Origin of the sequence: Variovorax sp. LjRoot175 (assembly GCF_964253805.1) — a bacterium.
Classification (GTDB): domain Bacteria; phylum Pseudomonadota; class Gammaproteobacteria; order Burkholderiales; family Burkholderiaceae_C; genus Variovorax.
Genome location: NZ_CAXURY020000004.1, coordinates 165306 through 190182, shown reverse-complemented (window position 1 = coordinate 190182; position 24877 = coordinate 165306). Strand labels below are relative to the sequence as shown.

The 24877-nt window shown below is 63.9% G+C and carries 18 protein-coding genes; 16 read left to right on the top strand and 2 right to left on the bottom strand.

Annotated elements, in window-relative coordinates:
• Positions 1–306: 306 nt before the first annotated feature.
• From ACSQ89_RS42035 to ACSQ89_RS42005, 7 genes are all read left to right on the top strand, one after another.
• Positions 307–2193, top strand: a complete 1887-nt coding sequence (locus tag ACSQ89_RS42035; protein ID WP_436298061.1) for a hypothetical protein — start codon at positions 307–309, stop codon at positions 2191–2193.
• A 240-nt stretch (positions 2194–2433) separates the two neighbouring features.
• Positions 2434–2877: a DotD/TraH family lipoprotein gene (locus ACSQ89_RS42030; RefSeq protein WP_436298060.1), complete on the top strand. Its 444-nt coding sequence runs from the start codon at positions 2434–2436 to the stop codon at positions 2875–2877.
• Between the two features lie 42 nt (positions 2878–2919).
• On the top strand, positions 2920–3693 hold the full coding sequence (locus ACSQ89_RS42025; RefSeq protein ID WP_436298059.1) for a type IV secretory system conjugative DNA transfer family protein: 774 nt from the start codon (positions 2920–2922) through the stop codon (positions 3691–3693).
• 11 nt (positions 3694–3704) lie between these two features.
• Positions 3705–4994, top strand: a complete 1290-nt coding sequence (locus ACSQ89_RS42020; protein WP_436298058.1) for an ATPase, T2SS/T4P/T4SS family — start codon at positions 3705–3707, stop codon at positions 4992–4994.
• Entirely contained in the window at positions 4991–5302 is a 312-nt protein-coding gene (gene icmT / locus ACSQ89_RS42015) for an IcmT/TraK family protein (RefSeq protein ID WP_436298056.1), read from the top strand. The genes ACSQ89_RS42020 and icmT overlap by 4 nt, the downstream gene beginning before the upstream one ends.
• A gap of 210 nt (positions 5303–5512) precedes the next feature.
• Positions 5513–5971, top strand: coding sequence for a hypothetical protein (locus ACSQ89_RS42010; RefSeq protein ID WP_436298055.1), 459 nt, complete (start codon positions 5513–5515; stop codon positions 5969–5971).
• A gap of 116 nt (positions 5972–6087) precedes the next feature.
• A complete protein-coding gene (locus tag ACSQ89_RS42005; RefSeq protein ID WP_436298053.1) occupies positions 6088–6501 on the top strand; it encodes a hypothetical protein in 414 nt (137 codons plus the stop codon).
• Between the two features lie 35 nt (positions 6502–6536).
• Here ACSQ89_RS42005 and ACSQ89_RS42000 read toward each other — a convergent pair whose 3' ends face one another.
• Positions 6537–7955: a sensor histidine kinase gene (locus tag ACSQ89_RS42000; RefSeq protein WP_436298052.1), complete on the bottom strand. Its 1419-nt coding sequence runs from the start codon at positions 7953–7955 to the stop codon at positions 6537–6539.
• A gap of 464 nt (positions 7956–8419) precedes the next feature.
• On the opposite strand from ACSQ89_RS42000, the gene ACSQ89_RS41995 reads away from it, so the two are divergent.
• The 6 genes from ACSQ89_RS41995 to ACSQ89_RS41970 all read left to right on the top strand — a co-directional run bounded on the left by ACSQ89_RS41995 (position 8420) and on the right by ACSQ89_RS41970 (position 18815).
• Complete coding sequence (locus tag ACSQ89_RS41995) at positions 8420–9787, top strand: hypothetical protein (RefSeq protein ID WP_436298051.1); 1368 nt, start codon at positions 8420–8422, stop codon at positions 9785–9787.
• Positions 9788–9901: 114 nt separating this feature from the next.
• Positions 9902–10666 (top strand): hypothetical protein, encoded by a 765-nt coding sequence (locus ACSQ89_RS41990; protein WP_436298050.1) that lies wholly within the window; start codon positions 9902–9904, stop codon positions 10664–10666.
• 163 nt (positions 10667–10829) lie between these two features.
• Positions 10830–16907 carry a strawberry notch C-terminal domain-containing protein gene (locus tag ACSQ89_RS41985; protein WP_436298049.1) on the top strand — a complete coding sequence of 2026 codons (6078 nt, stop codon included), beginning with the start codon at positions 10830–10832 and terminating at the stop codon, positions 16905–16907.
• Positions 16908–16935: 28 nt separating this feature from the next.
• Positions 16936–17493: a hypothetical protein gene (locus ACSQ89_RS41980; RefSeq protein WP_436298048.1), complete on the top strand. Its 558-nt coding sequence runs from the start codon at positions 16936–16938 to the stop codon at positions 17491–17493.
• A 78-nt stretch (positions 17494–17571) separates the two neighbouring features.
• Positions 17572–18420 carry a hypothetical protein gene (locus tag ACSQ89_RS41975; protein ID WP_436298047.1) on the top strand — a complete coding sequence of 283 codons (849 nt, stop codon included), beginning with the start codon at positions 17572–17574 and terminating at the stop codon, positions 18418–18420.
• Positions 18393–18815, top strand: coding sequence for a hypothetical protein (locus ACSQ89_RS41970; RefSeq protein ID WP_436298046.1), 423 nt, complete (start codon positions 18393–18395; stop codon positions 18813–18815). The genes ACSQ89_RS41975 and ACSQ89_RS41970 overlap by 28 nt, the downstream gene beginning before the upstream one ends.
• Positions 18816–19302: 487 nt before the next feature.
• Here ACSQ89_RS41970 and ACSQ89_RS41965 read toward each other — a convergent pair whose 3' ends face one another.
• Positions 19303–20685, bottom strand: coding sequence for a Fic family protein (locus ACSQ89_RS41965; protein ID WP_436298045.1), 1383 nt, complete (start codon positions 20683–20685; stop codon positions 19303–19305).
• A 232-nt stretch (positions 20686–20917) separates the two neighbouring features.
• Here ACSQ89_RS41965 and ACSQ89_RS41960 point away from each other — a divergent pair, with 232 nt between their 5' ends.
• The 3 genes from ACSQ89_RS41960 to ACSQ89_RS41950 all read left to right on the top strand — a co-directional run bounded on the left by ACSQ89_RS41960 (position 20918) and on the right by ACSQ89_RS41950 (position 24255).
• Positions 20918–21517: an HAD domain-containing protein gene (locus tag ACSQ89_RS41960; protein WP_436298044.1), complete on the top strand. Its 600-nt coding sequence runs from the start codon at positions 20918–20920 to the stop codon at positions 21515–21517.
• Between the two features lie 98 nt (positions 21518–21615).
• Entirely contained in the window at positions 21616–23109 is a 1494-nt protein-coding gene (locus tag ACSQ89_RS41955) for a helicase HerA-like domain-containing protein (protein WP_436298043.1), read from the top strand.
• A 270-nt stretch (positions 23110–23379) separates the two neighbouring features.
• Positions 23380–24255, top strand: a complete 876-nt coding sequence (locus ACSQ89_RS41950) for a hypothetical protein (RefSeq protein ID WP_436298042.1) — start codon at positions 23380–23382, stop codon at positions 24253–24255.
• Positions 24256–24877 lie beyond the last annotated feature (622 nt).

Below are 24877 nucleotides of genomic sequence, written 5' to 3'. Positions count from 1 at the left end.
ACTTGGAGCCCGTCCCTTGGTAGATCTGTCGGCTTGTTCCATACCGGGGACTTTCGGCAGCTGAATCTGCCTTTGCCGCTACTTGGTAGATGCAACGGCTTTCTCTATGCCATCGGCACGGATCCTCTATTCGCGAGCACCCGGATCGACGGCGGCCCCCCGATGCCTCTTACTGGGAGCTGGAACTACCACCTTGTCTCCGCAGACCCCTTCATGCAGGCTCCGCGGAAAGTTTCCGCGGCTGTTGCGAGCTTGAAATCTATACTCGCAGCGAACTTTGTATTTCGCGTCAATAGGCCAAAACGAATGATTAATTCCAAGGGCGATCGCTACTGCTATCTGAACGCACGCCACACACTGGAGACTGTGGGTGCCGCTGGCGACGCCGGATTCTTCTCGAAGCTGCACCAGCTACTGATCAACGGTACCCAGGGCAAGGCACCGCCCAAGCAATGGGCCTCGATGATCAAGGCGCTCCAGACGAAGGGCGTCAAGCGCTCCGAGCTTGATGACAGCAAAGTCCTCGAGCAGCTGGAGGCCTCCGAAGCGAAGTCGCTCACGAAAGAGCAGGTCGCCAGCCTGGTCCTGTCGGGCCTGCCGACCGTCAAGGAACTGGAACTCGCACAGCCGCGCTATGCGAGTTGGCGCCATCCAGGCGGCGTGTACAAGGAGCTTCTCTTCGTACTCAATTCTCAGCGGGACAACGTCCAAGACGAACTGAGCGAGCTGGAGTACCGCCTCGAGGCGATGCAGTACGACGCCGCAGATCTGGCCTTCAGCCTAGAGTCCTTGATGGACGATCCGGAGCTGCCGGCCAGGATGCAGGCTCAGATGAAGGCGCTGCGCGAGCTGCTGCCGAAGGCCTGGGACTATGCCGCCCCCCACTTCCAGGAGGCGCTCGACGGTTCGGTCGACAAAAACATCATGGCGCACGCGCGCTTCACCGAGCGCGGTTCTCTCTTCTTCGTCGAGGAGATCCAGAGTGACTGGGCGCAGGCCGGAGGGAAGGCGAGTAGGGCCGCCGCACGCGAGGCAGTCATTGCCCTGCTGGCTCAGAAGCTTGGGGTTGCCCACCTTCCGACTTCGGAACGGGAACTGCTCATCGGCGCGATCAAGGCGAGAGCCACCGTCGAGCTTCGCGGGGTCAAGTACGACCCGAAGGACCCCGAAATGAGCGCCGCGGCCGAAGAGGGCCGCCGCAAGGGGTGGAGCGGCCGGACGCCGGCGGCGCCCTTTGTCACCAACACCGAAGAATGGTCGGGCCTGATCCTGCGCCGCCTTATGCAACGAGCTGCCGCAACACCCGCCGTCAACCAGTTCGCCTGGATCACGCAATCCATGCGCAACGGCGGTCGTGCTGGAGGGGGCGCCAGCCTGGATGACTTCTACAAGAACATCCTGCCGAAGCTGGCCGACAAGCTCCTGAAGCCTCATGGCGTCAAGGTGACGATGGGGCAGGTGGACCTAAACGGCGTCACCCACCAGGTGCCCCAATTCGAGATGACGCCAACAATCAAGGAAGCGCTTCGCGGCCCGATGCCGCTCTATAGCCTGTCTCCGGTCTGGAAGGGCGCGCGCAACGGCCAGGCCGAAGTAAACCGTGTCCTGGCCGAGTGCGAGCTCATGATGGGAACGACCCGCCACGTGAAGCTGATGGACGCGCTCTACGACATCGCGACGCAGCGCCAGGTCGCCGGCAAGTACATCAACGATGGCATCCTGCTGAATCTGCACGCCCAGAACCTCGACCGCGCGGCACGCCACGAGGCCTGGCACTTCGCCACGGAGAACATGCTTACCGTCGACGAGCGGGTCATGATGCAGCGCGAGTTCGCATCGCACAAACTTCTCGCGCGCCGCACGCAGCAGACCCTGATCGACCTGGGCGAGCTCGATGCCGCGCGTCAGTGCGCGCATCCCGAGGAATGCGCTGCGCACGCCTTCGCACTCTGGAGCACGGGAGAGATGGAGATCACGGAGCCGGCGCCGAAGGGGTTGTTCCAAGAAGTGTGGTCGGTGCTCAAGGACTGTGGCCGCTGGCTGGCCGAGCGCGTCTCGGGAGTGAAGTCGCCCACGACCGAATCGATGTTCGAGGCGCTCCGCAGTGGCGAGATGGCCAAGGTGCGGGAAGCCCGCGGCCTGTGGCCAAAGGCGGTGGACATCGAACACCGGGCGCCGCGGATGACCATCTGACTCCGGGACGACGGGTGCGCCGCAGCTAGATGTGTTGCGGGTGTTGGTAACGCACGAGCGGGCGTCGTGCGGCTGGGGCCCCGTATCAAAAGCTCGACAGGCGCATTACGCAATGCATGCGGAAAGCGGCGTCCGTCTTGCTGGTCTATTCACCGTGAGATAGTATCGGCACGAATTAAAGGCAGCTGGCCTAGTTCTCGTCCTCGTTTTGACATTACCCCGTCCCGGGGCCCGTCCACAATGACCCACTTCTCGCGGATCTTCGGCGCTAGCGCAGTTTCTGCAGCGCTTCTCGCACTTGCCGCCTGCACGACGCCGCCGGCGCCCGTCGTCTCGACGGATCCGGCTGCCGCGCAGCTCGACCGCCTCTTCCAAAAGTCCGCTGGGCAACCAGCCTTCACGGGCAGTGCCGACGCAAAGGCGCCGGCTCCCCGCATGGCCGACGGCAAGCTATGGGTGACCTGGCGCGGTGACGCGAACGACCTCCTGAAGAACCTCGAGCCGGTTACGGGCCAGAAGGTGACCGTCACCGGCCCGACGCCGCGGCTTCCCCTCTACGTCCAGGTGCACGCGCTCGGCGTTCCGGTCGACGAGGTCATGCGCGACATCGGGTATCAGCTCGGCCAGCGTGCGGACCTGGTGCTCCTGCCTTCGGGCATCGAGATTCGCTACCGCGCCTTCTGATCCCACATGAGCAGGACCCCTTTCATCAGCTCGGCCAGGCGCTTGGCCATTGCAGCCATGGCGGTTGCCGCGGCGCAAGTTGCTTCGGCTCAGACCCAGCCCCTTTCGATCGAATCCCTCATGAACGCGCAGGGGGCGAGCGAGTCCCAAAGCCGGTTGAGCCTCGTCCGTGAAACAGCGCTGCGCGAGACCGCATTCGGCCTGGGCACGCGGCTGGGTCTGCTTGAGCGCTCGCGCGAGATCGCTGCCGAGGTGGCGAAGCGCGACCGCGAGCTCGACAAGCGCTTCGATTTCGGCGGCCTGATGATGGGGCCGGGAGTGCTGCCACCTGTCATCATGGAAAGCAAGGACGCCATCTCGCTGGAAGCCACGACCATGCGCGTGTCCGGCGCGATCTACAGGATCGACGAACCAGCCCGGTTCGTGGCCATCGCCCCCACCTGGCGCGATTGGCTGCTGCTGGGCTTGCCCAATGAAGACGCGGCGGACATGTCGACGGTGAAAAGCCTGCTTCCGCGCGACAGCGTCGAGCAAGCCTTCTGGAAGAAGGAAGTTGCCCAGGCGGTGGCCACCGGCCGCGCTCAGGCGCAGCAGATCTTCGAGCTGAACGTCGCCAATCTCGAGAAGACCTACTTCGGCATGCGTCTCTTCTACGATCTGTGGAAGCGCGGCATGGTGACGATCCCCGTCGTCGCGAGCGCGCAGACGATGGTCGATCACGATAGCCCGAACACCATCTCGGTGGGCAATACGATGTTCCGCATCACCCGCCAGGCCGGCTTCGAGGATTCGAGCCGCTGGAAGCCTCTGGAATAGGCGACCGAGTTGTGCTCGATGCCGCCGAATCCACCGTCCCTCGCTTCGCGCTGCCGATCGGCAACATCCGGCGCGCGGACCTGAACGAGTTCCTCGCCAAGGTCTACGACCTGGGCGTTTCGGACATCAAGTTTTCCTCGACCGACTACGTGTGGGCCGAGGTGAACCGTCTCTGGCATCCGGTCACCGATCGCCGCCTGGACGACTCTGAGGTGAACACCATCCTTGCTCTGCTCTTCAACGAGAGCGGCCAGACCGAGATTGGCGCGGCCAACGCGATCGACTCGCGGGTCGACGCCGTCATCTCCCGCGACAAGGTGCTCGCCTTCCGCTTGAACGCCACGGGATGCTCGGTGGGCAACACGCCTTCTGGCGTCAATATCACGCTGCGCGCGATGCCGCAGCAGATCCCCACATGCGCACAGCTGGGCCTGGAGCCCGAGCTCATGCAGAACCTGTTCCCGCGCTACGGGATGGTCCTCATCGTCGGTACCACTGGTTCGGGCAAGTCCACTCTGCTGGCAGCTGCGCATCGGTACCGCCTCGAGGAGCGCCGGCACGACCCGGTCCACATCCTCACCTACGAGCAACCGGTGGAGTACCTGCTCAAGGGCTACGCTGGCGGCTTCATGCCCGAGCCGACGCAGACCGAGGTCGGAGTGGGTGCGCAGCTGCGCTCCATGGACATGGTGGGCCCGAACGCGATGCGCCGGAAGGGCCAGGTCATCCAGATGGGCGAAATCCGCGACATGGACAGCGCGCGCGCCGGCTTTGAGCTGGGCGCGACCGGCCACGCCGCGTACGCCACAATGCACACCGAGACGCCTGACCGTGCTCTTTCACGCACGCTGCAGCTTTTCCCTCCGGTGGAGCACGCCCGCGTCGCCAACGAATTCATCGAGCAGACTCGGCTGGTCATCGCGCAGAAGCTCGCGCGCCGCAACGACGGCAAGGTGATCGCGTTCCGCTCCTGGTGCGTCTTCGACCGCGAGGTCAAGCGAAGCATGGAGGAACTGCCGACTCACCAATGGGGCCTGGCCGTTCGCAAGCTGGTGACCGAACGTGGCAACGACTTCGAATCCAAATCCTTCGCGGCACTGGCTGAGGGCCTCATCAGCTTCGAGAGCTTCGTCGAGGTGTCTTCGATGACGCTGCGCGAAGCCAACGAATACTGCGCGCATCGGGGCTTCAATCCGGGCGCCGCAGTGGTGACGTCCCTCCCCACATTAGCGCCGATCGCGCCCGCTGGTGCTGACGGCAGCACGAACGTGGCGGCAACGGCCGAGGCGGAGCCCGCATGAGCAACTACTGGCCCCGCACCGGGAAGTCCTACCGAATCCCGGGTACCCCGCTGCCGCCGCAGGCCGGCGCACCGATGGTCCTCGCGCTCTTCCACTTCTCGTGGTGGACGCTCGCGATCGCGATCGGGGTGTGCGCCGTGTTCGGCTATGCCGCGTACAAGAACCGAACCATCCTCTGGGCCGTGAGGCGCATGCGCAGCAAGATGCGCTCGGGCGTCATTGCGGCCAGGCCTCGCTTCTATCGGCAGCGCTTCACCTTTGACCAGCAATTGTCCGACATCGATTTTCGCCAATGGGGCAAGAAGTAAGTAGCTCACCGTAGCTCTCCCCGCGGCAACCCTCCAAGTTCTCCCCTCGGCGTGAAACCGGCTTCCGGCCGAAGGAACGCTTTTGGCCTCCGACTTCGGTCGGGGGCCGTTTTCTCGTGGGGTGGGGAAGCGGTGCGCTGGCGCGGACTGGAAGTGACAGCCGAACGCTGCACGACCCGTTACCATGAGAAACATTCCCAGGAGACTCCATTGAGCAAGTTCCTCTGTGCAGCCCTAACCGCGCTCACCATGTCGGTTGCACACAGCGCTCCCTCCGAAGCACAGTACGACGCCCTCGCAACCTTCAGGGCTGACCTGCAGGTCTGCTACGAGGATGGTCAAGTGACGCCGCATTTCTTCGCTGCATCTGATCGCGCAGTGGACATCATCCTGGCCATCGTGTCGTTCGACAGGGAGAAGCTCCACGGGATGACCATGGCCGCCTGGCAGAGGACGTCGGCCTACCCGGAGCTATGCCGCGATACCGAAGTCAGTGGGTATCAATTGCAATCCAGAGCCGAGCAAATGAAGGCCAATCACAACGAGGGCCAAAGGGAGTTGAGAGAGGCAGCAAGGAACTTCGGCAACTCTCAGCCTCCAAACTTTCTGCCGCAACAACCTACACCGGTCATCGTGTGTAGACCGGGCTATTTTGGTACTTGTAGGTAAGTTCACCCCACCAGCGGACGCTGGGCAAAGCGCTGGTCGCACAAATCCCGCTCGCACCTTCCCCATTAATGGATCCAGCCGACGCGCGCCCCGCCCCGCGCCCAAAGTCAACACTCATGCACAAGCTTGTTCCATCCCTTCTCGCTTTCGTCTGCTTCGCCTCGACGGCGGCCGGTCTTAAGGAATACCTTGGTGACCTCGAACTGCTCGCGCCTGAAAAGGAACGGCGCATCGTGGGGACATGGCTCAAGGATGAGCTGTTGGGGCACCGTTGCACTCGGAGCATCGAGGAGGCAAGGTCGAGCTTTTACGAGGTTACCCGTTGCGACGATGGTGGTGGCGGCAAGCACGGCGAGCGCATTCAGCGGGTCAGTGCGACCAGGTACCACAGAATAGACAACACGGCTGGCGACTACTACGTAATCATGAAGAACGGGGATCTCGAGTTGCGCGACACACATGGCCGAATAGGGGTGGAACCCCGGTACGGCGCGTTGTGGCCTTCCAAACCTTCAGTGCGGCACAACTAGTGCCGCATGTGCGATTCCCAAATTCGAGCGGCCGGTCAGCCGCAATCCAGCGCCAGCTTGCGCTTCTCTGGGTCCGGATCGATGTCCCCGATCTCCATCGTCACGCGAGTGCCCCGGCCTTCTATGGACGCGATCGCCAGACGCGTGTTCAAAGCCTTGGCCAGGCGGGTGACAAGCGATAGGCCGATGCCCATTCCGTCAGGCGCAAGTTTGGCGGCCGCCTCAACCCGATAAAACTCCGCGAACACTTCGTCGATCTGGCCGGCGGGTATCCCGATCCCCTGGTCCCAGACTTCTACACGCAACCGTGGGCCGTGGATCCGAGCAACGAGAAGCACCTTTCGGCCGGGCCGGCTGTACTTGATCGCGTTGGAAAGCACGTTCCCGATCATGCGCTTCAGGCGCGCGGAGTCGGTCTGAATCACGGCATCTGCGACCCGCACGCGCAGCTCGAGACCCTTTGCCCTTGCCAACGGTTCGAAGGACGCCTGCAGCCCGACGAAGACCTGAGCAATCCTCACAGGCTCAACCGCAAGGTGAATCTCTCCGGCGTCAAACTTGGACAGATCGAAAAGCGAGTTGAAGAGGCTGTTGACCGCGTTGCTTGCACCCGTGATCTTGGGCGCGAGCTCGAGGTGTGACTCTGGATATGCTTCCAGGTACTCTGCGTAGAGGGAAAGTGCAATCACCGGCTGTCGCATGTCGTGCGTTGCCGCTGCCAGGAATCGGTTCTTGGTCTTCACCGCCTCAAGGGCTTCTCGGCGCTGGGCCTCGAGGTCGTACTGCAACCCCAACTGATCTTCAGCGCTCTTCTGGGTGTCCGAGCTCATTCGGTTGATGAGCCACGCCTGGAAGAGAACGAACGCGAGGATCCATCCATCGAAATGCTGCTGCGGCTCAGGCAGTTGCCAAGCCGAATAGACAGAACAGACGAGGACCGCCAGGAGGAAGGTGTTGGTGTAGGAGCGCAGGAGCATGGGCACGAGCGACAGCCTGTTCAGCGGCACGTACAACATAGCTCCTACGATGATCCAGCACCCGAACTGTCCCGCGGCTGGCCCTTGGTCGAAGAAGAGCAGTACGGAGGAGCCCCAGATCGCGCCGAGGATGACGTACAGGATCGCCAAGTGACGCATGTACTTCGTCTGCGCTCGGAGATCGGAGTCGCGGTACTGCCGCCTGTAGGCCGCCTCGGCGGCGAGTCCCAGCGTGTTGAAGCATAGAACTGCAGTGAACCAGCAGATGAGCTGCGCTACCGGTGCGACGGTCCAGCAGATGCACACCACGGCAAACGCCAGAAAGGTAGCGACGGGCTTGCGACGCTGGGCTGGATCGATGTATCTCTGGATCAGATGACGTTGGACGTAGGTCCACCGTTCGTCCGCGGCGCTGCGCTCCGTCGAAGTCGATGAGGCAGTCCTTGAGATAGACGCATGCGCGATTGTCTGTCGCACTTGGGAAGAGCGCCTTGTCTCATTGGCCCTGGTACATGGCTTGAGTAGGCTGGGCCCTTCAGCGTCGACGTCTGGGTCACAGACGCCGAAGATTGAGGCGGTCACATGAGTACGCAATTGGGGGTAGCCCTCGATGGTAAGACGCTACCTACAGCGACGGACCGAACTCAGCCTTAACAAAGTCCCCGATCTGTGACTTTTCTCGCCCGAGCGGCCGACTTGTCGCCCAGGGAATCGACCGTCGTCGCCTGGGCGCGCCCAGCCGTACGAGTCCGAGGGCTGTCAGCCGTGAACACTTCATTCGTACCGAGCCCTCATGGGGTTGCAGCGCTGCAACGCAGCCATGAACCAAAAACAAAAAAAGAAAATTCCCCGCGTCAAGCTATGCTCACAAACAATTAAATGACCGGCAGCAACGAAGCGTTGGAGTCGGAAGTGCAACGGATCGAGGACGTACGAACGACATGGAAGAACTGGACCGCCAGCTGAGCGCCGACGAAAAGGCAGCAGTCGCTGCCAAGGTGTGGACGCTCGTGAACGCCCTTCCGCAACGCGATCTAATCGAGGAATCGGACGCTCGTCAGTGGATCAGCCGCGTGGTCGAACTTCATGGCGAGCAAGCCATCTGGCACGCGATTCGCCTGAACGGCTTCGGCGGTTCGGAGATCGGCGTCCTGGTGCGCAATCAGCACGGCGTCCGCGCCGACCATATGGCCAGCGCACACGACATCGTCTTGGGCAAGCTGATGCGCAAGGTTCCCGACGAGACCAACGAGCATATGACTCGCGGTCACGAGAACGAGGACCGGCACGCTTCCATGTTCTATAGGAAGTACGGCGCCCATCGTGACCTGCCCGCATTCGAAACGCTGAAGGCAGCCCAAGGGTCGCTTCCGTGGATGCGCTACAGCCCCGATGAAGTGGCGCAGCTGCCCTCGCGCATGCTGGCCGCGACCCGGCCGATGGCCGCCGAGCGAGCGATGTCGCGGTGGCTCATCGACTACAAGGCGCCGAGCAGGGTCGAAGACGACGCCGAGATTCACTTCCAGTACGGCTGCCAGCTCGCCCAAGGCGCGATCCTCTGCGAAGAGCAGGGTGTCGAGCTGCACGGCCTGATGCTGAGCCAATTCGACTGGGCGAACTGGCGTCTGAAGGACGACGTGGTGGAAGTGAGCGAGGAGCTGAAGCAACTCGTGCGCAACGCCGGCAACTGGGCATGGGACTGCGTGATGCACAACGTGGTGCCGCCGTACATCCGCACGCCAGTTCTCGCCGACTCCGAAGGCTTCGTCGCAAAGCATGTCGAGTTGGCTGAGCGCATGGCAAACGTGTCGGCGCTGGCCAAGGCGGCGGATGACCGCGCCAAGGAACTGCGCGCCGAACTCATCCTGGGCCTCGACGGTCGCAAGCTCGATGGTCACAAGATCGTCCTGCCCGGCGCCGGCGCGCTCACCTCGAACCTGAAGATCGATGCGGAAAAGGTCCAGGCCGACCTCACTCCCGAACAGGTCGCCAAGGTCGTGAAGAAGGATGGCTACGACGAGAAGCGCATGGCCGCTCACTTGAAGTCGCTGGGCGTCGACCTGAAGCAGTTCAAGGCCGACAAGATCGATTCAGACAAGCTGGCCGAGCATGCCGACGAGTTCGGCATCGACCTCGACGCCTACATGGCCGAGCAGCACGTCTTCCGGATCGACAAGCCGCTCAAGGAAGAGATGGAGCGCTACGTCGACACCCATTTCCCACTCGTCGCACTGCCGCAGGCAGACCCCGAAGCGCCAGCTGCGGACGAATTCGCGGAGGAACCGATGGCGGAGGCGCCGCGCGGATAGGCGCGCTCCATCCCCAAACGTGTTCGCGTGGCCAAAGATGAGGCCGCACAAGCCTCGCGAACATTCAAAACGTGTGCGGTCTCATCTTTGTTCTCATTTTTAGGAGTTGAACAAATGGCTATCACCAAGAACACCACCGAGCGCAAGAACCTGATCTTCATCTCGCTGGTCGAGCGCACCAACAAGCACCTGTCGGCCGCCGAAGTCGAACGCAACCCCGATCTGAAGTTCGCTGGTTTCCTCTACAAGAACGAGCAGGGCCAACACGAACTGGCCCGCCAGCTCACCGGCAACGTCGTGAGCGTGAAGGTGGGCACCGACTCGTACACCGCTCCCGGCGCGCAGCCGATCGAATATCCGATCGCCACCGTGCGCCTGACCGACGGTGAGAGCGTGAAGGTCCGCCTGGACCAGCAGCTCGGCCGCAACGTGATCGGCCTGCTGGCAGCGAACGCGCTGTCGCACGGCGACGGACCGATCGACATCTATGTGAGCCAGGTGCGCGCCGGTGAAAAGATCGGCAATGGCGAGCCGTTCGATCGCGACAAGTCGTTCATCAGCGTGAAGCCGGCCGGCGCCGCCACATCCGCCAAGTTCACCCCGATCTATGCCGGCGAAGACGGCCAGATCCTGCTGGACGGCGAAGGCAAGCCGGCAGGCCTGCCGAAGGCGAAGACCGTTCGCTTCCAGGGCAAGGACCAGCTCGACTGGGAGGACATCAACAACATCGCCGTGTACACGGCCGCTGGCCTGGAGAGCTACTACAAGGACAAGGACGCCCAAGCCCACTCGTCCAGCCAAGCTCCCGACGACGGCGATGCCCACAGCGACAGCATCGACCCGGCCGAAGCCGCTGCCGCAGCTACCCCCCGCGGCTGAAAGGCCGGGAAGGAGTCTGGCGGGTTGACGGGACCGCCAGGCCCCTTCGGATTCCGAACGAATCCAGTTTCTCCTTGATTCTTCCCTGAACAAGCCGCACCCCTGGGCCCCGGATCCCCGGGCATCCCAGAGGGTGCGCACTTTTTTCTGAGAGTAGGGCGCGATGCCAAAGTGGATTGACCTCAACGACGCGTCCGGTGCGCGTCTGAAGATTGCAACGATCGAGGTGGGTGGCGATCCGCATCTGCACCTGTTCGTCACGGGCCTGTCCTACCTCAACCCTGCCTGGAACAAGTCGATCGCTCAGCTCGGCTTCCATCCAGGCGGTGCACGCAAGTACCTCGTCCGGCGCGTGAAGCCGGGCGAGCGTCCGAAGCCTTCGGACTTCCGCTCCGTGTTCCCGAATGCAGCTGTCCGCGAGATGACGCCGGAGAGCTACATGCTCAACCTGCAAACGGCGCGCAAGCCCGACGAGCGCCCTGCCAGCAAGGAAGAGCGCGCCGCGGCGATCGACATCAACAACGCGGTCCTACTTGGCCGCAACTCCGACGGTGAACGTGTGTTCGAAGCCGCCGGCTCCCGCTATGTGATCAAGGTCACGGGCCAGGGCGCCGAGATTCGGGTGGATGAATCCGACGCGAGCCAGCCCCACGTTTTCCTGCGCCTCCCGAAGGGCGGTACCGACGAGTTCCGCACCCTGTCGATGGTCCAGTGCGCCGACGGCTTTGTCCGCTCGATGGTGCTCGGCGAAGTCCAGCACAGCGAAGACCAGGACCGCTTCCTCCAGGCCCTGCACGGCACCGTCAACGGCGAGCAGGCTCCGAGCTTCACGATCGAGCAGCACGACGAAGTGCACGCAGCGATCGAGACCTCGCTGCTGCGCTACTTGCGCGACGGCTTCGAGGTCGCCCAGGACGCCTACGGCGAATCCGCACGTCTGACGGACATGCTGCCTCCGTTCCGCGGCCACCTGCGTGGTACCGGCACGATGCCGGCGCCGATCTCGGTGGCAAGCCAGCGCCTGCTGGGTGACACCGATGGCCTGACCGTCGTGGTGCCCAACGCTTTCGATGGCGCCAGCTTCGCGTTCCTTCCGGAGGGCACCAACGTCCGTGCGTATCGCGGCACGAAGGACATGTCGGCGCTCTCGAGCGTCGTCAACCTGCGCGCCAGCACCGAATGGCAGGAAGGCGAATTCTCGCCTGGCCGAGAAGTCGGCGCGGACGCGATGTTCATCAATGCCGACCCCGTGCTCGGCGCCGATGGCCGGCGCACGGACTACATGCTCGCGATCAACTCGCTGCGATCGCTCAAGGAAGGCGGCCGCGCCGTGATCGTCCTGGCCGCCGATGCGGTGCCGGGCGAGCTGTCGGTGGCGTCGCGCACCTTCCTGCAGATGGTCAACGAGCGCTACCAGATCCAGAGCGCATTCGAGACCGCTCCGATCCTGTCGCGCAAGGCCGGCGTCCCGGAGAACAACCCGGGCCTTCGCATCCTCTCGGTGGTCAACCGCCGGGTGGATCTGCCAGCCCCGATCACGAACCTGCCGGTCATCTCTTCGTGGGACGACCTGAAGTCCGCTGTCGATGAAGCGATGGCGCGCGCCGAGGTCCTGGACGCCCAGGCACAGGGTGTGGACGTCGAGCGCGCCGCGCTGGAAGGCCGCGTCCAGCGTCCGTACATTGCGTTCTCCCGCGTCGGCGAAGCCCGCACCATGGTGCCTTCGAACATGCAGGCGCCGCTGCAGGCGACGATGACCCGCATCGAGTCGCTCTACGGCCAGGTCGACGAGCTCGTGACGCGCGAGCTCGGTTGGGGCGAGAACGCGCTGGCCAAGCGGCTCTCGCCCGAGCAGGTCGACGGCATCTCCATGATGATCGTGCGCCAGCTGGAAGGCTACGCCAGCATCCTGGCCGACGAGACCGGCATCGGCAAGGGCCGGCAGCTCGCCGCGATGATGGCCTGGGCGCTGCGCCGCAACCAGCCCGTCTTCTTCGTCACCGACAAGGCGAATCTCTTCTCCGACCTGGCGCGCGACCTGAAGGCAATCGGTGAATGGGATCGTGTGCGCCCGATGGTGATGAACACCGACGGCGAAATCACCTGGGAGCCGGGCCCCGGCGAGCAGCCGGTGGTGCTGGCCGAGGGCTTTGCCGCCGCGCGCACGAAGGCGATGGTCGACGGGGGCATGAAGCTGGAGGAGGCCGGGCTCAACACCTGCTTCCTGACCTACTCGCAGATCGCCGGCGCCGAGAGCGACAAGGCCCAGTGGGTGAAGAACCAGCTCGGCAACGCGCTCATCATCTTCGACGAGGCCCACGTGGCCGCGGGCTCGGACAGCCAGATCGCCAGCCACATCTCCGAGATGGCGCGGCTCGCCAAGGGCGTGCAGTACGCCTCGGCGACCTGGAGCAAGACGGAAGACAACCTGCACATCTACCAGCGGGCGCTCCCGGACAGCGTGAACGTGGCCTCGCTGGCCGCCGCGATCAAGAAGGGTGGCGAGTCGTTCTCGGAAGTGCTGAGCTCGATGCTGGCGGCCGAAGGCGCGCTCATCCGTCGCGAGCACGACCTCTCGAAGCTGGACGTGAGCGTGTACACGGTCGAGGAGCGCCGCGCGCACAACGAACGCGTGAGCGACGCGGTTGCCGAAGCACTGGGCGCTGCAACCTACCTGGCCGGCGACATGTCGCAGATCTTCATGCGCGGCAACCGCGAGGCAGTCAGCGTGCTGCGCAAGGCCAAGGAAGCCCGTTCTGCGATGGTGGATCAGACGAACGCGGCAGCCCAGACGCCGGTTGCCCGAGCGAACATCATGAGCTCGAGCTTCGGCACGGGCTCGGTGCTCTACCAGGTGATGAAGGCCGTACAGGGTGCTCTGAACGCCGACCAGGTCGCGGACCGCGCGATCGAGCACATCCGCGCCGGGCTGAAGCCCGTCATCGTGTCGGAAGCCACTAACGAGGCGCTCACGCGCATGTTGATGGCGCAGACCAACGCCCAAGGCGAGGGCACTGTCCCTCGCACTGCGGGCGGCCTGCCCTCGATGATCAAGATGCCGACGATCCGTGACGCGGTTCGTGCAGTGCTGATGCCGCGCCTGACCACCGTCGTCCAGCGCGAGATCACGGAAGAGGACATTCCGGACGAGCCCGAGGAGGGCGCTTTGGCCTTGACGGACGCCGCCGCACTCGCAGCGGCCGCAATGAACGCTGAAGGCGAGGAGGGCGAGGCAGCCCCTACTGCAGAGATGGCAGCCGCCCAACGCGAGTCCCGCCTCCTGCGCACCCTGCAGCGCCAGGCCGACGGCGAAGCCGCCGCTCCCGATGACGCGGACGCCGTGAACCTGGACGAGGCGATCGCCGCCGCCGCACCGGAAGTCGAGGAGGCCAGCGCGCGCAGCAAGAAGGTCATCTCGGCACGCCGCACTGTGCCGATCATGGATCTGCCCGGCATGACGGACGCAGATCGCCAGCACTTCCAGAACGGAGTTGCTGAGCTCGAGCGCCTGATCAATGCCATCCCCGAGCTACCGGTGTCGGCCTTCGACGTCATCGAGCAGAAGCTGCGCGACGCGGGCATCACCGTGGGCGAGATCACCGGCCGCTCCTTCTCGCTGGAGCGGCTGCCGAGCGCACCGGTGCAGTCGTCGACTGCAACACTCGCGGACTCCGAGCCGGGCGATCGCGGACGGATGCTCGGGCCCCAGGTCGGCAACGTGGCCAACTCGACAGTCCCGACCTACGAGCCGGGCCTGGACAACAAGATGTGGAAGGTCGTACCGCGCCTGCGCAGCAAGCGCGCGGTCAACGCCGTCAAGCGTGCCTTCAACAACGGCGAGATCCAAACGCTGCTGATCAATCGGTCGGCGGCCACGGGCGCCTCGATGCACGCGTCTCCCCAGTTCCTGGATCGCTCGCGCCGCGTGCTGCTGGAGCACCAGATTCCGGAAAACGTGACCGACCGCATCCAGCTGATCGGCCGCGTGAACCGTTACGACCAGGTCACCTTCCCGCTGGTGGAAACCTGCACGACGGGCATCTACGGCGAGCTGCGCTACGTGATGATGCAGAACCGGAAGCTGGAGAAGATGAGCGCCAACGTCCGGTCGAGCCGCGAGAACGCGATGCTCATCAAGGACGTGCCCGACCTCTTTAACTCGATCGGCCTGGAGGCGGTGCGCAGTTATGTCCAGGACGAGCCCCTGGTGGCGAAGAAGCTGGCGTTGCCGGACAACTTCCTGGAGATCCCGGGCGTCGCCGGCGTGAACATGTTCCTGATGCGCCTGCCGCTGCTGAAAGTGGCCGAGCAGCGCCAGGTGTACGAGCAGCTGTTCAACCGCTTCGACGAGAGCTTCAACCGTCACGAGCTCCTCGGTACCAACCCGCTCAAGACGCGCGAGTACGACTGGCGCGCGAAGGAGGAGTTCTCGGGCGTGTTCTTCGGCGATACGTCGGGCGAACGGGAGAACATGGCCGAGGCCCTGATTAACGACGCCCTCACGACCGCCGAGGCCGGCGCGGCGCAACCTGCCCCCGCTGCCGCCGACGCGGCGCCGGCGCCAACTGCAGCCGCGACTATGGAGGTGAGTGACCTCGCCGCCGGCGGCCAGCAAGACGGGAGCGCGACCGAGCAGGACGATTTGCTCTCCGCCTTCGATCGACCCGTCTACATCCGGAAGATCGCCTTCAACGTCGACTTGAAGCCGATGTCGTGGACGGCCTGCGTGGCTGCGGCCTCGGTAAGCGGCGAGGTGCTCGCCGCGGAGGGCGGACACTTCCAGCTCAACGAGGAGGGCCGGGCTTCCTGGAAGCCGGAGATTGTGGCGAAGCTGAACGCCGGCATGAAGGCCATCGTCAGCATGGCGGCTGTCGCGGCCGGCATGACGAACTCGGAAGAGGCGGTGCTCACGAACCCGCCGGCGCAGCGTGCCCATCTGCGCGCCGAATGGCTGAAGGACCACATCGAAGGCCTGGTGCCCGGCGGGCTCTTCGTCGAGGATGCCAAGGTCGACGGCAACGGTGTCGTGATCGAGCGCGCGAAAACCGGCGTGATCGTCAACATGAAGCTGCCCGCCGAGGCGCGCGAGCTGATCCTGCCGCACAAGTGGAAGATCGCCGTGGTGTTCCCGGGCGAAGAGCGTCCCATCGAGTATTCGCTGCGAGCGCTGCTCTCGGAAGTGCGCGGCGATGTGCGCAAGGGCGAGGTCGCGGGCACCCTGATGACCAACGCCTACTCCCGCCTTCGCCCTGGCCAGTTCCAGCGGCCCAACGAAACGGGCTGGCGCTTCTCCAGCGTCTTCGGCAACGAGCCCCGCGTGGGTTGGACCCGCGACGAGTTCGACCTGGCGCCGGTTGGCCAACATCGTCGCTCCGGCTATGTGCTGGGCGGCAACATGTACATGGCCTACGACTGGTCGGTGAAGTCGCGGGTCGGTCGCTCGATCATCTACACGGATGACAAGGGCATGCGCCAGCGCGGCGTGCTGCTGCCGGCGACGATGAGCCACGTCGGCGCGCAGTTCATGCCCATGCGCGTCTGGGGAGGACAGATCAAGCCCTTCGTGAAGCGCCTGGTGGAAGCTCAAGGCGCTAACGGCCTGATGCTCGAAACCGAGTTCATGTCGTCGAACAAGCCCTACGGCATCCTCATCAACGACAAAGGTCTGCTTTTGCTGACCAAGTCCAAGGATGCACGCCGCGCACTGCGCTTGATGCGCGGTGAGCAGGTGAAGATGCGCAAGGAGGCCCTGGGCGATCGCGCCACGCCTGCGCGCGACCCGCTGAACGTTACCCTCGGCGTCCTGTCGCGCAACGGCCGGCTCGGCACGGGCCGCGCCGCGATCGGTCTCAACGGGCGCGCCGACATCGGCGACGAGGCAACCGCAGCCTCCTCGGCCGGGATCCCTCAGGGCTACGTCGCGGTGAAGCTCGGCTTCGACCCGACCAAGCCGGCGCTACTGGACCGCGCGCTGAGCCTCCTCGTGCACGGTACCGGCCTGGAGATCTACGCCAAGGGCATGCAGCAGCGCGCTCTCGCGAAGGAAGTGGGCCGCGAGTACTTTGCGCAGATCCGCGCCGAGACCGCGCAGCGTCGCGACCAGGTTCGCCAGGCCATCTCCGCCGCCGCGGCGGGAGCCCCCGTCGAGCCGGTCCCCCAGCCTGATCCGGCCGATGAACACGCCGAGGCCGAAGTACCCGCCGCCAACGACGAGCCGAGTGCCGAGCGCGCCGCGGCCTGACCCATTCACCACACCCAAGAGAAAGAGAATGTTCATGAACGGAAGTCCCGAAACCAATGCCCAGCCGATCATTCGGATAGGCAAAGCCAGCGACGAGCAGCCGACCCTCGTGCTGTTCGACGCAAAAGCGGCCAACCCGAATACCTCCGTCGTCGCGACGGGGTTCCTTCGCGGCATGCCAGTCATTGCCGTCATGAACTCGAGGCAGCCGAACGGGGAGCCGATGACGCCGCGACTCGAGATCTTCCGCACCGGTGCTGGCGCGCCGGTCGAGCCGGTAGCCCTTGCCCGGCCGTCGGAGAGTTGGAGCGAGTCGCCCCAGACGGATCCCTGGGCGCACGAGTTCCACGACACGCTGACCTTCCATCTCCGCAAGCCGAATCAGGCGGACTCGGAGGCGTACGACTGGGTCCACGCACACGGTACGTGCTTGCAGGGCATGTCCAAGGACCTGCACGACAAGCTGGGCTTTCGTGAAGACCTGGTGCCGCGGCCGGCCAATGCGGTCACCCCTCCGCGAAGCAACTTGTTCCAGGCGCTGGTCCAGCGGGAAGAGCCCGCACTGGCTGACGCACCGCGCGGCTAGGCCGCCGACCAAAACAGTGGCCACCCGAGCGCGAGCCGCGATGGCCCTTTCAATCCCTAACCCCTCCCCGAAAAAGCCATGCCTCTCCAGACCATCGATCTGTCCATCGCCGAGTGCGACGAACTCCTGAAATCGCTGTCCGGCCCGACGCCTTCGCTGGGCGAGTGGCGTGACGTCGTGCAAAAGGCGTTTGCGAAGGGTGTCGCCGCTGCCACGCCCATCGACACGATTCCCGCTGTCCTCGTCGAGCCACTGATCGACATCGCCGAGACGGTCGCCCGTGCCGAGCTGGCGGTGCCCACTGATTCACGCGATCGCTACGGCCTCTACGCTGCTTGGGCGGGTGAGTTCCAGGCTGACTTCGCTCGCAGGCTGGCCGCCGGGAAGGAGCCCGGCTCCAGCTACTACGACGACATCGAGACCTTCGCCCTGAGGAAGGCCTCGGAAACCGGATTCATCTCCGTCGCGCGCCCGCTCGCCAGCCAGGGCGATCTACCGCGCGATGTGTTCCGTGAATACGCACGCAGCGGCCAACGCGAAGGCGAGCTCGAGGTCGACGAGAACGCCCAGGTGAACATCTCCCAGGACGATCCCGAGCTTCCCGCGCAGGGAGCCTACGTTCAGGCCTGGACCTACGTCAGCAACGACGAGATCGTGGGGTTCCTCAGCGCAATGATGCGAGACGCGGAGCTCGCGCCCGAGGCACTGGACGAAGCGGTCCATTCCGCCGCCGAGCTCGCGATTCCGACCCAAGCTCGAGAGGAGGACATCGACCTCATCTCGATGGAGGCGTCCGACGTCAACAACGATGGTGTGGATACCCAGGTGCAGTTCCTGGTTGCCCGGCTCGGTCCGCAGGGCGCATTCGACGCGGTCGAAGCTGCGATCGACGCGGCGCCGTGTCAGTACGACGCCCCGCGGGGTTGATCGTGGAGTACCGGCTGAACTGCGGCCAGTACGTGCTGCACTCCAAGCCGCCCATGGGAGGCGACCTGGTGCCCGTGGGGCGAGTGCTCGATGAGTTGTCCCTGGCGATCGACACACGCGAAGGAACGCTGCACAAACACGGCGTTCCCGAGCTGGTGGCATCCTGGTACGAGAACACGACCCAGAAGCTGCGCGCCGGCGGCTGCGAAGAGTTCGCGGACGACCTAGTTGTCGTTACCGGGCGCTTCCCGCTCGAGGAGGTGAACAGGTGCGTCTCCAATACGGGCTACGCTGGCAGCTTCTACCGGCGCTTGCTTGCAGGCGATATCGAGGAGCTGGGGTGGGAGGCGCAGGAGGCAGCTCCTGCCGGTGCCGGCGCGAGGCCGATGGGGTGATGCTTGCGGCGCGCGCCGCGAATGGTTTCGCCTCCTTCACGGGTGGATTCCCGCGCATGTGGATCGGGAAAAGCGGCCCCGTCGGGGGGTGGAGCGTGCATAACATCTCCCCCATGAGAACCTTTCCCCTTCCTCCCGATACCCTGCGCCAATGGCGCGCTTCCCACCCTCTCCGGGCGGACGCCCAGGACGACGCGTTCGTCATTTATGAGGCGCCGCCTTTTGCGCCCTGGCGTGGTTACCTCATCGGGCCCGCTGACTGGAATGGCGGAGGCTTCCTCCCGGCATCGCCAGGTAGAACGATCCCGGCCGCGCTCGAAGCTTGGCTCAAGAGCTGACCCGTAGCCCCAACGTTGTGCTGGGTGCGATCAGCCCAAGGACGGAAGGCCAGCCAGGCCCGAGCATTCTCCAAGTCAAGTGCCCGCGCACCGAGAGGCGAGTCCCGAGCCCTGGGGGCGGGGAAGGCACTCGGCATCGGTTTACCGCCCTAAGGCGCGTGTCGCGATCCTTCGCCCGGCTGCTCGACGCCTGAGTCCGCGCGCTGGGTGAACCGGTCAATGTCGAGCAGCCGCAGTCCATACGGCGCACCGACGAATGGGTTGTCGATGCAGGCGCCGACGATCTGTGTGACCCGCTCGATGAACTCGGCCGAATCAGCCCGATCGACGCTGGACGGCACATTCACCTCGCCACCTTCGAGGATTCGACCACGAACGGCTTGGCGCAGCTCGCTGTCGTAGCGCAAGTCAATCTCGTGCGGATCGCGCGCGGACTGCGTGATCGAAAAGCTCTCGAACGAACGGTGGCAGGCCTGCACATAGACCTCGGCCAGGATCCGAGGATCCTGTTGCTCGTAGACCGCGGCCAGGCCCAGCTCCATCTCGTCCTTGTTCACGTCGAGCCAACTGATCGGCAGGATGCCGTTGCGAAGGAGCGGAACATTTGTGCACAGGCGCGCGACGCGCTTGTTGCAATCGTCGAACGGCTGCAGGTAGGGCAAGTGCACCAGGAGGAACAGGGACTGCTCGTAGGGGTCGGCGATCTGCGCAGCCTTCTGCACCACCAGGCTAAACAGGCGCTTGATCTCCATCGGAATGGTGGGCGGGATGTAGCTGCTGCCCGCGATCCGCACCTGGGTCGCGCGCATGGCACCTTGGCGCATCGGGTTCGTGAGCAAGCCGCTTGAGAGGATGGCGTGCACGCTGCGAATGTCGTGCTCGGTGATGCCCACGTCCTCCTCGCGAAGCGGATGATTGATCCCTTCCACAATGAACTTGGCCGCCTGGAAGTGGTTCATCAGCACCTTGCGGTCCCGGGGAGCCAGATTGGTGATCGGCGAATCCTCTTCGAAGAAGTTCTTCGTGGCCAGGTGTCCGTAGTCGACGCCCTCCAGGCGGCTCGATGCGTACGAGAGGTCGCTCATGAAACGGCGCATCTCGCGGTCCTGACGCGCGCCGCGCGCCCAGGTGCCGGGTGCGCAGGCAACGTGCAAGCCGGCCAGCTCGTTCGAGCGCAGGTAGCGGGTTTCGTTGGGGACGTAGTCATCCAGGACCCCGTTGTCGTAGGCCACGCGCTCGCGACCCGACACCTGTGACGTGAGGTGCATGTGCAGCGCGGCTCGGCGCAGTGTGTCCGTCGGGATGTAGTAGGCGTTGCGTCGGCTACCTGGGTCGATCAGCTGCACTAGACCCTCGTGGGCGAGCTGCTTCAGACGGCGCCACACGGCGGTGCGCTCGATGCCCGTGGTGGCGTCCTGCACCAGTGCGCACTTCTCCATCAACTGCCCGATAGAGATGCCGGCCTCGCCGGCAATGCCGATGTGAAGCGCAAGCTCTCGCTTGTGCGGGTCAGTGATTCGGATCAGATCCATGTGCATGCCGCCAGGGGGGTCGGGCGTCCTCTTCCATCTGTGAAAGGGCCATGCTACGAAAATGAGGCATTGTTGCGTGCAATGTTTCGAGCTTCATCTCGCGACAGAACCTGGGACGAAACAAGAGGTCGCCATGCAATCGGAAGCGCATCGCAAAACATCCTCCGTCACTGTTGGAGCTGCCTAGATAATTCACCGCCCCAGTAGAATCGTGCGAACAATTAAGATGCTCATGCCGCCGCTCCAGTCATACTGCCAATCGATCCTTTGCCTGGACTTCGACGGCGTTCTTCATCGTGCATCGGATGCGATCCACATCTCCGATCGACCAGCGAGCGGGCCGCTGCTGGCTGTGCAGCTGAAGGCCCAAAGGCGGCTGGTGTGGCTCAACGAGCTGTGCGACGCTCTCGCCTCACGCCCGGAAGTGGGCATCCTGGTGCATTCAACTTGGCGGCGCAAGTTCGATCAAGGAACGCTGGCCCACTTGCTCGGAGACCTGCAGGATCGAGTCATTCAGGCGCCGGCGTATTTCGTTGACCTGGATGCTCCGGCGCCTGACTTCATCCGCCAGGCTCTCGAATGGATCAACGAGACGCGGCGCGAGGCCAACGTTGCGGAGTTGACGTTCGAGGAAATCGTCGTCCTTGACGACCGCGCGGAGTTCTTTGCAAGCGACGCTGAGCTGACCCAGCGGTTGCTCGTCACCGACCCGAACCTCGGCCTATCGATGGCCCAGACCCGCATCCAGCTCTCGCGCATGCTGGACGCCGCTCGCAGTGATCGACACTTCGCGGCCCCCGAGGTCAGCGTGGGCCTGACGTCGAAGTTCTAGGGGGCGCGACCTCCGTGGCCATCTCCGATGTCGAACTCACGACAAGGCCCCTGGCCCAGACGGCGCAGGCCGCACATGCTGCTGCGTCCCCGGCCGTCATGCGCATCATCTTCGGATTCGATGACCCGATGCTCCAAGGTGGCCAGCAGGTCCCCGTCGCCTGGTCGGAGGCGGACGCGGTCAACGGCCATATGCTGCTTGCAGGTAAATCCGGCAGCGGAAAGACATTCACACTGCGTCGGATCGTCCGCCAGGTCACGCGCGCTCAGCGCGGGGTCCGCGTTCACTTGATGGATGTGCACGGCGACCTCGAACTCGATGAGACGTCGACGGTCATCTTCTCCGAGTCGACTCCCTACGGGATCAACCCACTCAAGCTATCGTCCAACCCGCATTACGGAGGCGTCCGAAAGAGAATCCAGGCGTTCATCGAAATGGTGAACGACTCCAGTCGCACCCCGATGGGTGATCGTCAGGTCGCCTCATTGCGCAACCTGCTGCAGGATCTCTACGCCCAGCACGGGTTCCGTGCCGACGACGCGTCGACGTGGCGCGAAGAGCCGGGCGAGATGCCCGCGCATGGCGAGGGCCGGATTTACCTTGACGTGCCATTCGAGTCAAAGGACGGCGCAAAGGATGCTGCGCGCGCCGCTGGGATCACGTTCCAGTTCGACCGGGACGCGAAGTGCTGGTGGACCGATCGCCACGAGGGCCCGCTGAAGCGATATCCGCAGAAGCGTTTTGGCAAGCACTATCCATCCCTCGCTGACGCAGCCGCGTTCGCCAAGACACGTCTCCGCTCGTTGACCACCGGCGGTGGGACGAAGGCGACGCGGCTCCTCGAGGAGCACAACAAGAAGGTCGTCGCCTGGCAGGCGAAGGCGCGCAAGTTGGGCGCAGGCCTGGCCAACGGTGAGGACGTCGAAGAGGCCAAGAGGGAAGTCGAGCACGGGATGGAGGGCGTCATCGAGACCTTCACGGACTACGTGACCGGTATCGCAACGGGCAAGGAACTGGACGCGCTCATTCGCTACGACACGCTCGATACGATGCGCTCGATCGTGAACCGCCTGGAGACGATCGTCGCGAGCGGAATCTATCGCAGTGCCGAGCCGCCCTTCGATGACGCGGCGCCGGTATGGCGCTACAACCTCACCGCGCTATCGAGCACCGAACAGAAGATGTTTGTCTGGACCCGGTTGACAGAGATCTTCGAGGCGGCGCGCGAGAAGGGCATCGTGAAGGGTGCAGCTGAAGTGCGCGATCTCATCGTGGTGGACGAAGCGCACAACTTCTTTGCCGACAAGGACACCAACGTGCTCGACAAGATCTCGAAAGAGGCACGCAAGTTCGGCATCGCGCTGATCGCTGCGAGCCAGAGCCCCACGCACTTCTCCGAGGACTTCCTGGCGAACACCGGCACCAAAATTCTGCTCGGCCTGGACTCGCTCTACTTCGACGGTACGGTGCGCAAGATGCGTATCGACAAGGACGTGTTGGGCGCCGTGGTCCCGGGGAAGGTGGCTGCCATCCAGACCTCGGTGCGCGGCGAGCAGTCGCCGCAGTTCAAGCTGGTACGGGTGTCGGGATAGGCTTCAAGGCACGCCGTCCAACCGAAGCGAGCGTAGCTTGCCATATCGCCAACTGAGATTTCATCATTTGATCTGGACGCGTCGGCGGAGATGCGGACCTATATCGGAAGGCGTCTTGTCCTAGCTCGCAAGAGCAGTCACCATTTCTCTCGGCTGCGAGGGGACGTGTGGCTCAACACCTTGAACGTTCGGCGCTCCAAAATGTGACCGGATCGTTTCGACGTCTCTTCGCACCGTGGTGCGTTGTCCTTTTTTCGCAAAGGAGATGTCATGAACGCAGCTTTCCTCCAAGCCCTGAAGACTCAACAGGCCCAGATCCTAAAGACAGGCGTCTTGGGAGCGACCGGAAGTACCATCATGCGGCGCAATACCGCGCTCTTCGGTGCGCGTCGCGCGATACCTGCCTCGAAGACACTGGCTGGCCGATTCGCGAAGCCCGGCCAGCCCAAACCCAGGTCAACGATGGTTACGGTCGGCGAGAGCCCGGAAGGGTTCGGGAAGTCCGTGAGCTGGGACGCTGCAGATAATTCCATCGCCACCATAGTTTTCCTTAGTGCGGCTGATCCGGTTGGCGTGCTGATTTCGGGGGTCCAGAAAACCGACACCATCGAGGTTGTCTCGGCAACAGGCCTTGCTTCGTTTGCTGAGGAAACGAAGAACGAAGGGGTGGGGGCGTTCATCGGCTTGGTTGCCGCCGGCGGAGTTCTGACCGCGTCGATATTTGGAATGCCAGAGCTGGCTCCAGTGATCGGCGCTGCGGAAAATTTTGCGAAGGAGAAGTTCAAGGAGGAGAAGGTCAAGACAAAGCGCCGCGATCCTTTCGGCGAAGATCCAGGGTCCGGTCACAAGGCCAAACAAGAAGGCGGCGTGCTGATCAGCCTGCCAGCCGCCGGAAAGGCGTTCTACAGCGGGAACAGTGATCACAAGGAGAGGTGGATCAAGGAGCCTGGCACGAGGGCCTTAGCCAACTATCCCGCGCACGTGAAGAACGCCTTCTTTCTCACGGGGCGGGAGACACGGCGAGCCACGGCAAGCGGAGACATCTTGATCTACCCGTGGGACCATATCTTCGAGGACAACTTTGGCTACTACCGCCTGCACCTGATCCTCACGCGGGGCGATGGGCAAGAGCCAGTAGTCGAATAAACAGGTTCCTTAAGCGGCACTCGGAATGTCTTTTGACATACGGTCTTCTTTGACAAACGCGTTAGCCTTGCACCGGAGACCGCACCAGGCATGGTCGTCTATTGAGCGGGGATGAAGCCCGGGGGTGAGGTTACGCCGCCTCGTTTGTGCATTGGCATTGGGGAATGCGCGCCCGGACGGTGTGATCATCGAGACCGATGGTCGAGCCGAACGACGATGGCCGTTGTTCGCTTCGGCCATCGATGGCCACCTGTCGTTCGGGGGATGCGCATACGCTCGGCAAGGCCTACAGTAGCTCCCCTCTCAATGCAGGAGATCGTTATGCGAATGCTGCCGATCCTCTTGATCATGTTGCTGTCCACGAGCGACGCGTGGCCACAAATCCAGCCACGGGCCGCAGATCCGCCCGGGAGAGCCCCTCCGGCCGCACCCCCGCCCCAGCCGCCGCGTCCGCCAGCTCCTCCTCCAGCGGTGGCGCTCCCGCCTCTAGCACCTCGGCCCCCACCGGTCGCTGTCCCGCCTACACAGGAGCGCGCGCCACCGGTGGTGGTCCGACCCCAAGGGGAGCGGCCAGTTTTCGAACCTCTACCGGGCCAGCCACCACGCGAGGACGTGTTCAAGC

Coding starts and splice junctions, on each gene's coding strand:
- ACSQ89_RS42035 (WP_436298061.1), top strand. CDS start 307: ATGATTAATTCCAAGGGCGATCGCTACTGCTATCTGAACGCACGCCAC.
- ACSQ89_RS42030 (WP_436298060.1), top strand. CDS start 2,434: ATGACCCACTTCTCGCGGATCTTCGGCGCTAGCGCAGTTTCTGCAGCG.
- icmT (WP_436298056.1), top strand. CDS start 4,991: ATGAGCAACTACTGGCCCCGCACCGGGAAGTCCTACCGAATCCCGGGT.
- ACSQ89_RS42005 (WP_436298053.1), top strand. CDS start 6,088: ATGCACAAGCTTGTTCCATCCCTTCTCGCTTTCGTCTGCTTCGCCTCG.
- ACSQ89_RS41995 (WP_436298051.1), top strand. CDS start 8,420: ATGGAAGAACTGGACCGCCAGCTGAGCGCCGACGAAAAGGCAGCAGTC.
- ACSQ89_RS41990 (WP_436298050.1), top strand. CDS start 9,902: ATGGCTATCACCAAGAACACCACCGAGCGCAAGAACCTGATCTTCATC.
- ACSQ89_RS41985 (WP_436298049.1), top strand. CDS start 10,830: ATGCCAAAGTGGATTGACCTCAACGACGCGTCCGGTGCGCGTCTGAAG.
- ACSQ89_RS41980 (WP_436298048.1), top strand. CDS start 16,936: ATGTTCATGAACGGAAGTCCCGAAACCAATGCCCAGCCGATCATTCGG.
- ACSQ89_RS41975 (WP_436298047.1), top strand. CDS start 17,572: ATGCCTCTCCAGACCATCGATCTGTCCATCGCCGAGTGCGACGAACTC.
- ACSQ89_RS41965 (WP_436298045.1), bottom strand. CDS start 20,685: ATGGATCTGATCCGAATCACTGACCCGCACAAGCGAGAGCTTGCGCTT.
- ACSQ89_RS41960 (WP_436298044.1), top strand. CDS start 20,918: ATGCCGCCGCTCCAGTCATACTGCCAATCGATCCTTTGCCTGGACTTC.
- ACSQ89_RS41955 (WP_436298043.1), top strand. CDS start 21,616: ATGCGCATCATCTTCGGATTCGATGACCCGATGCTCCAAGGTGGCCAG.
- ACSQ89_RS41950 (WP_436298042.1), top strand. CDS start 23,380: ATGAACGCAGCTTTCCTCCAAGCCCTGAAGACTCAACAGGCCCAGATC.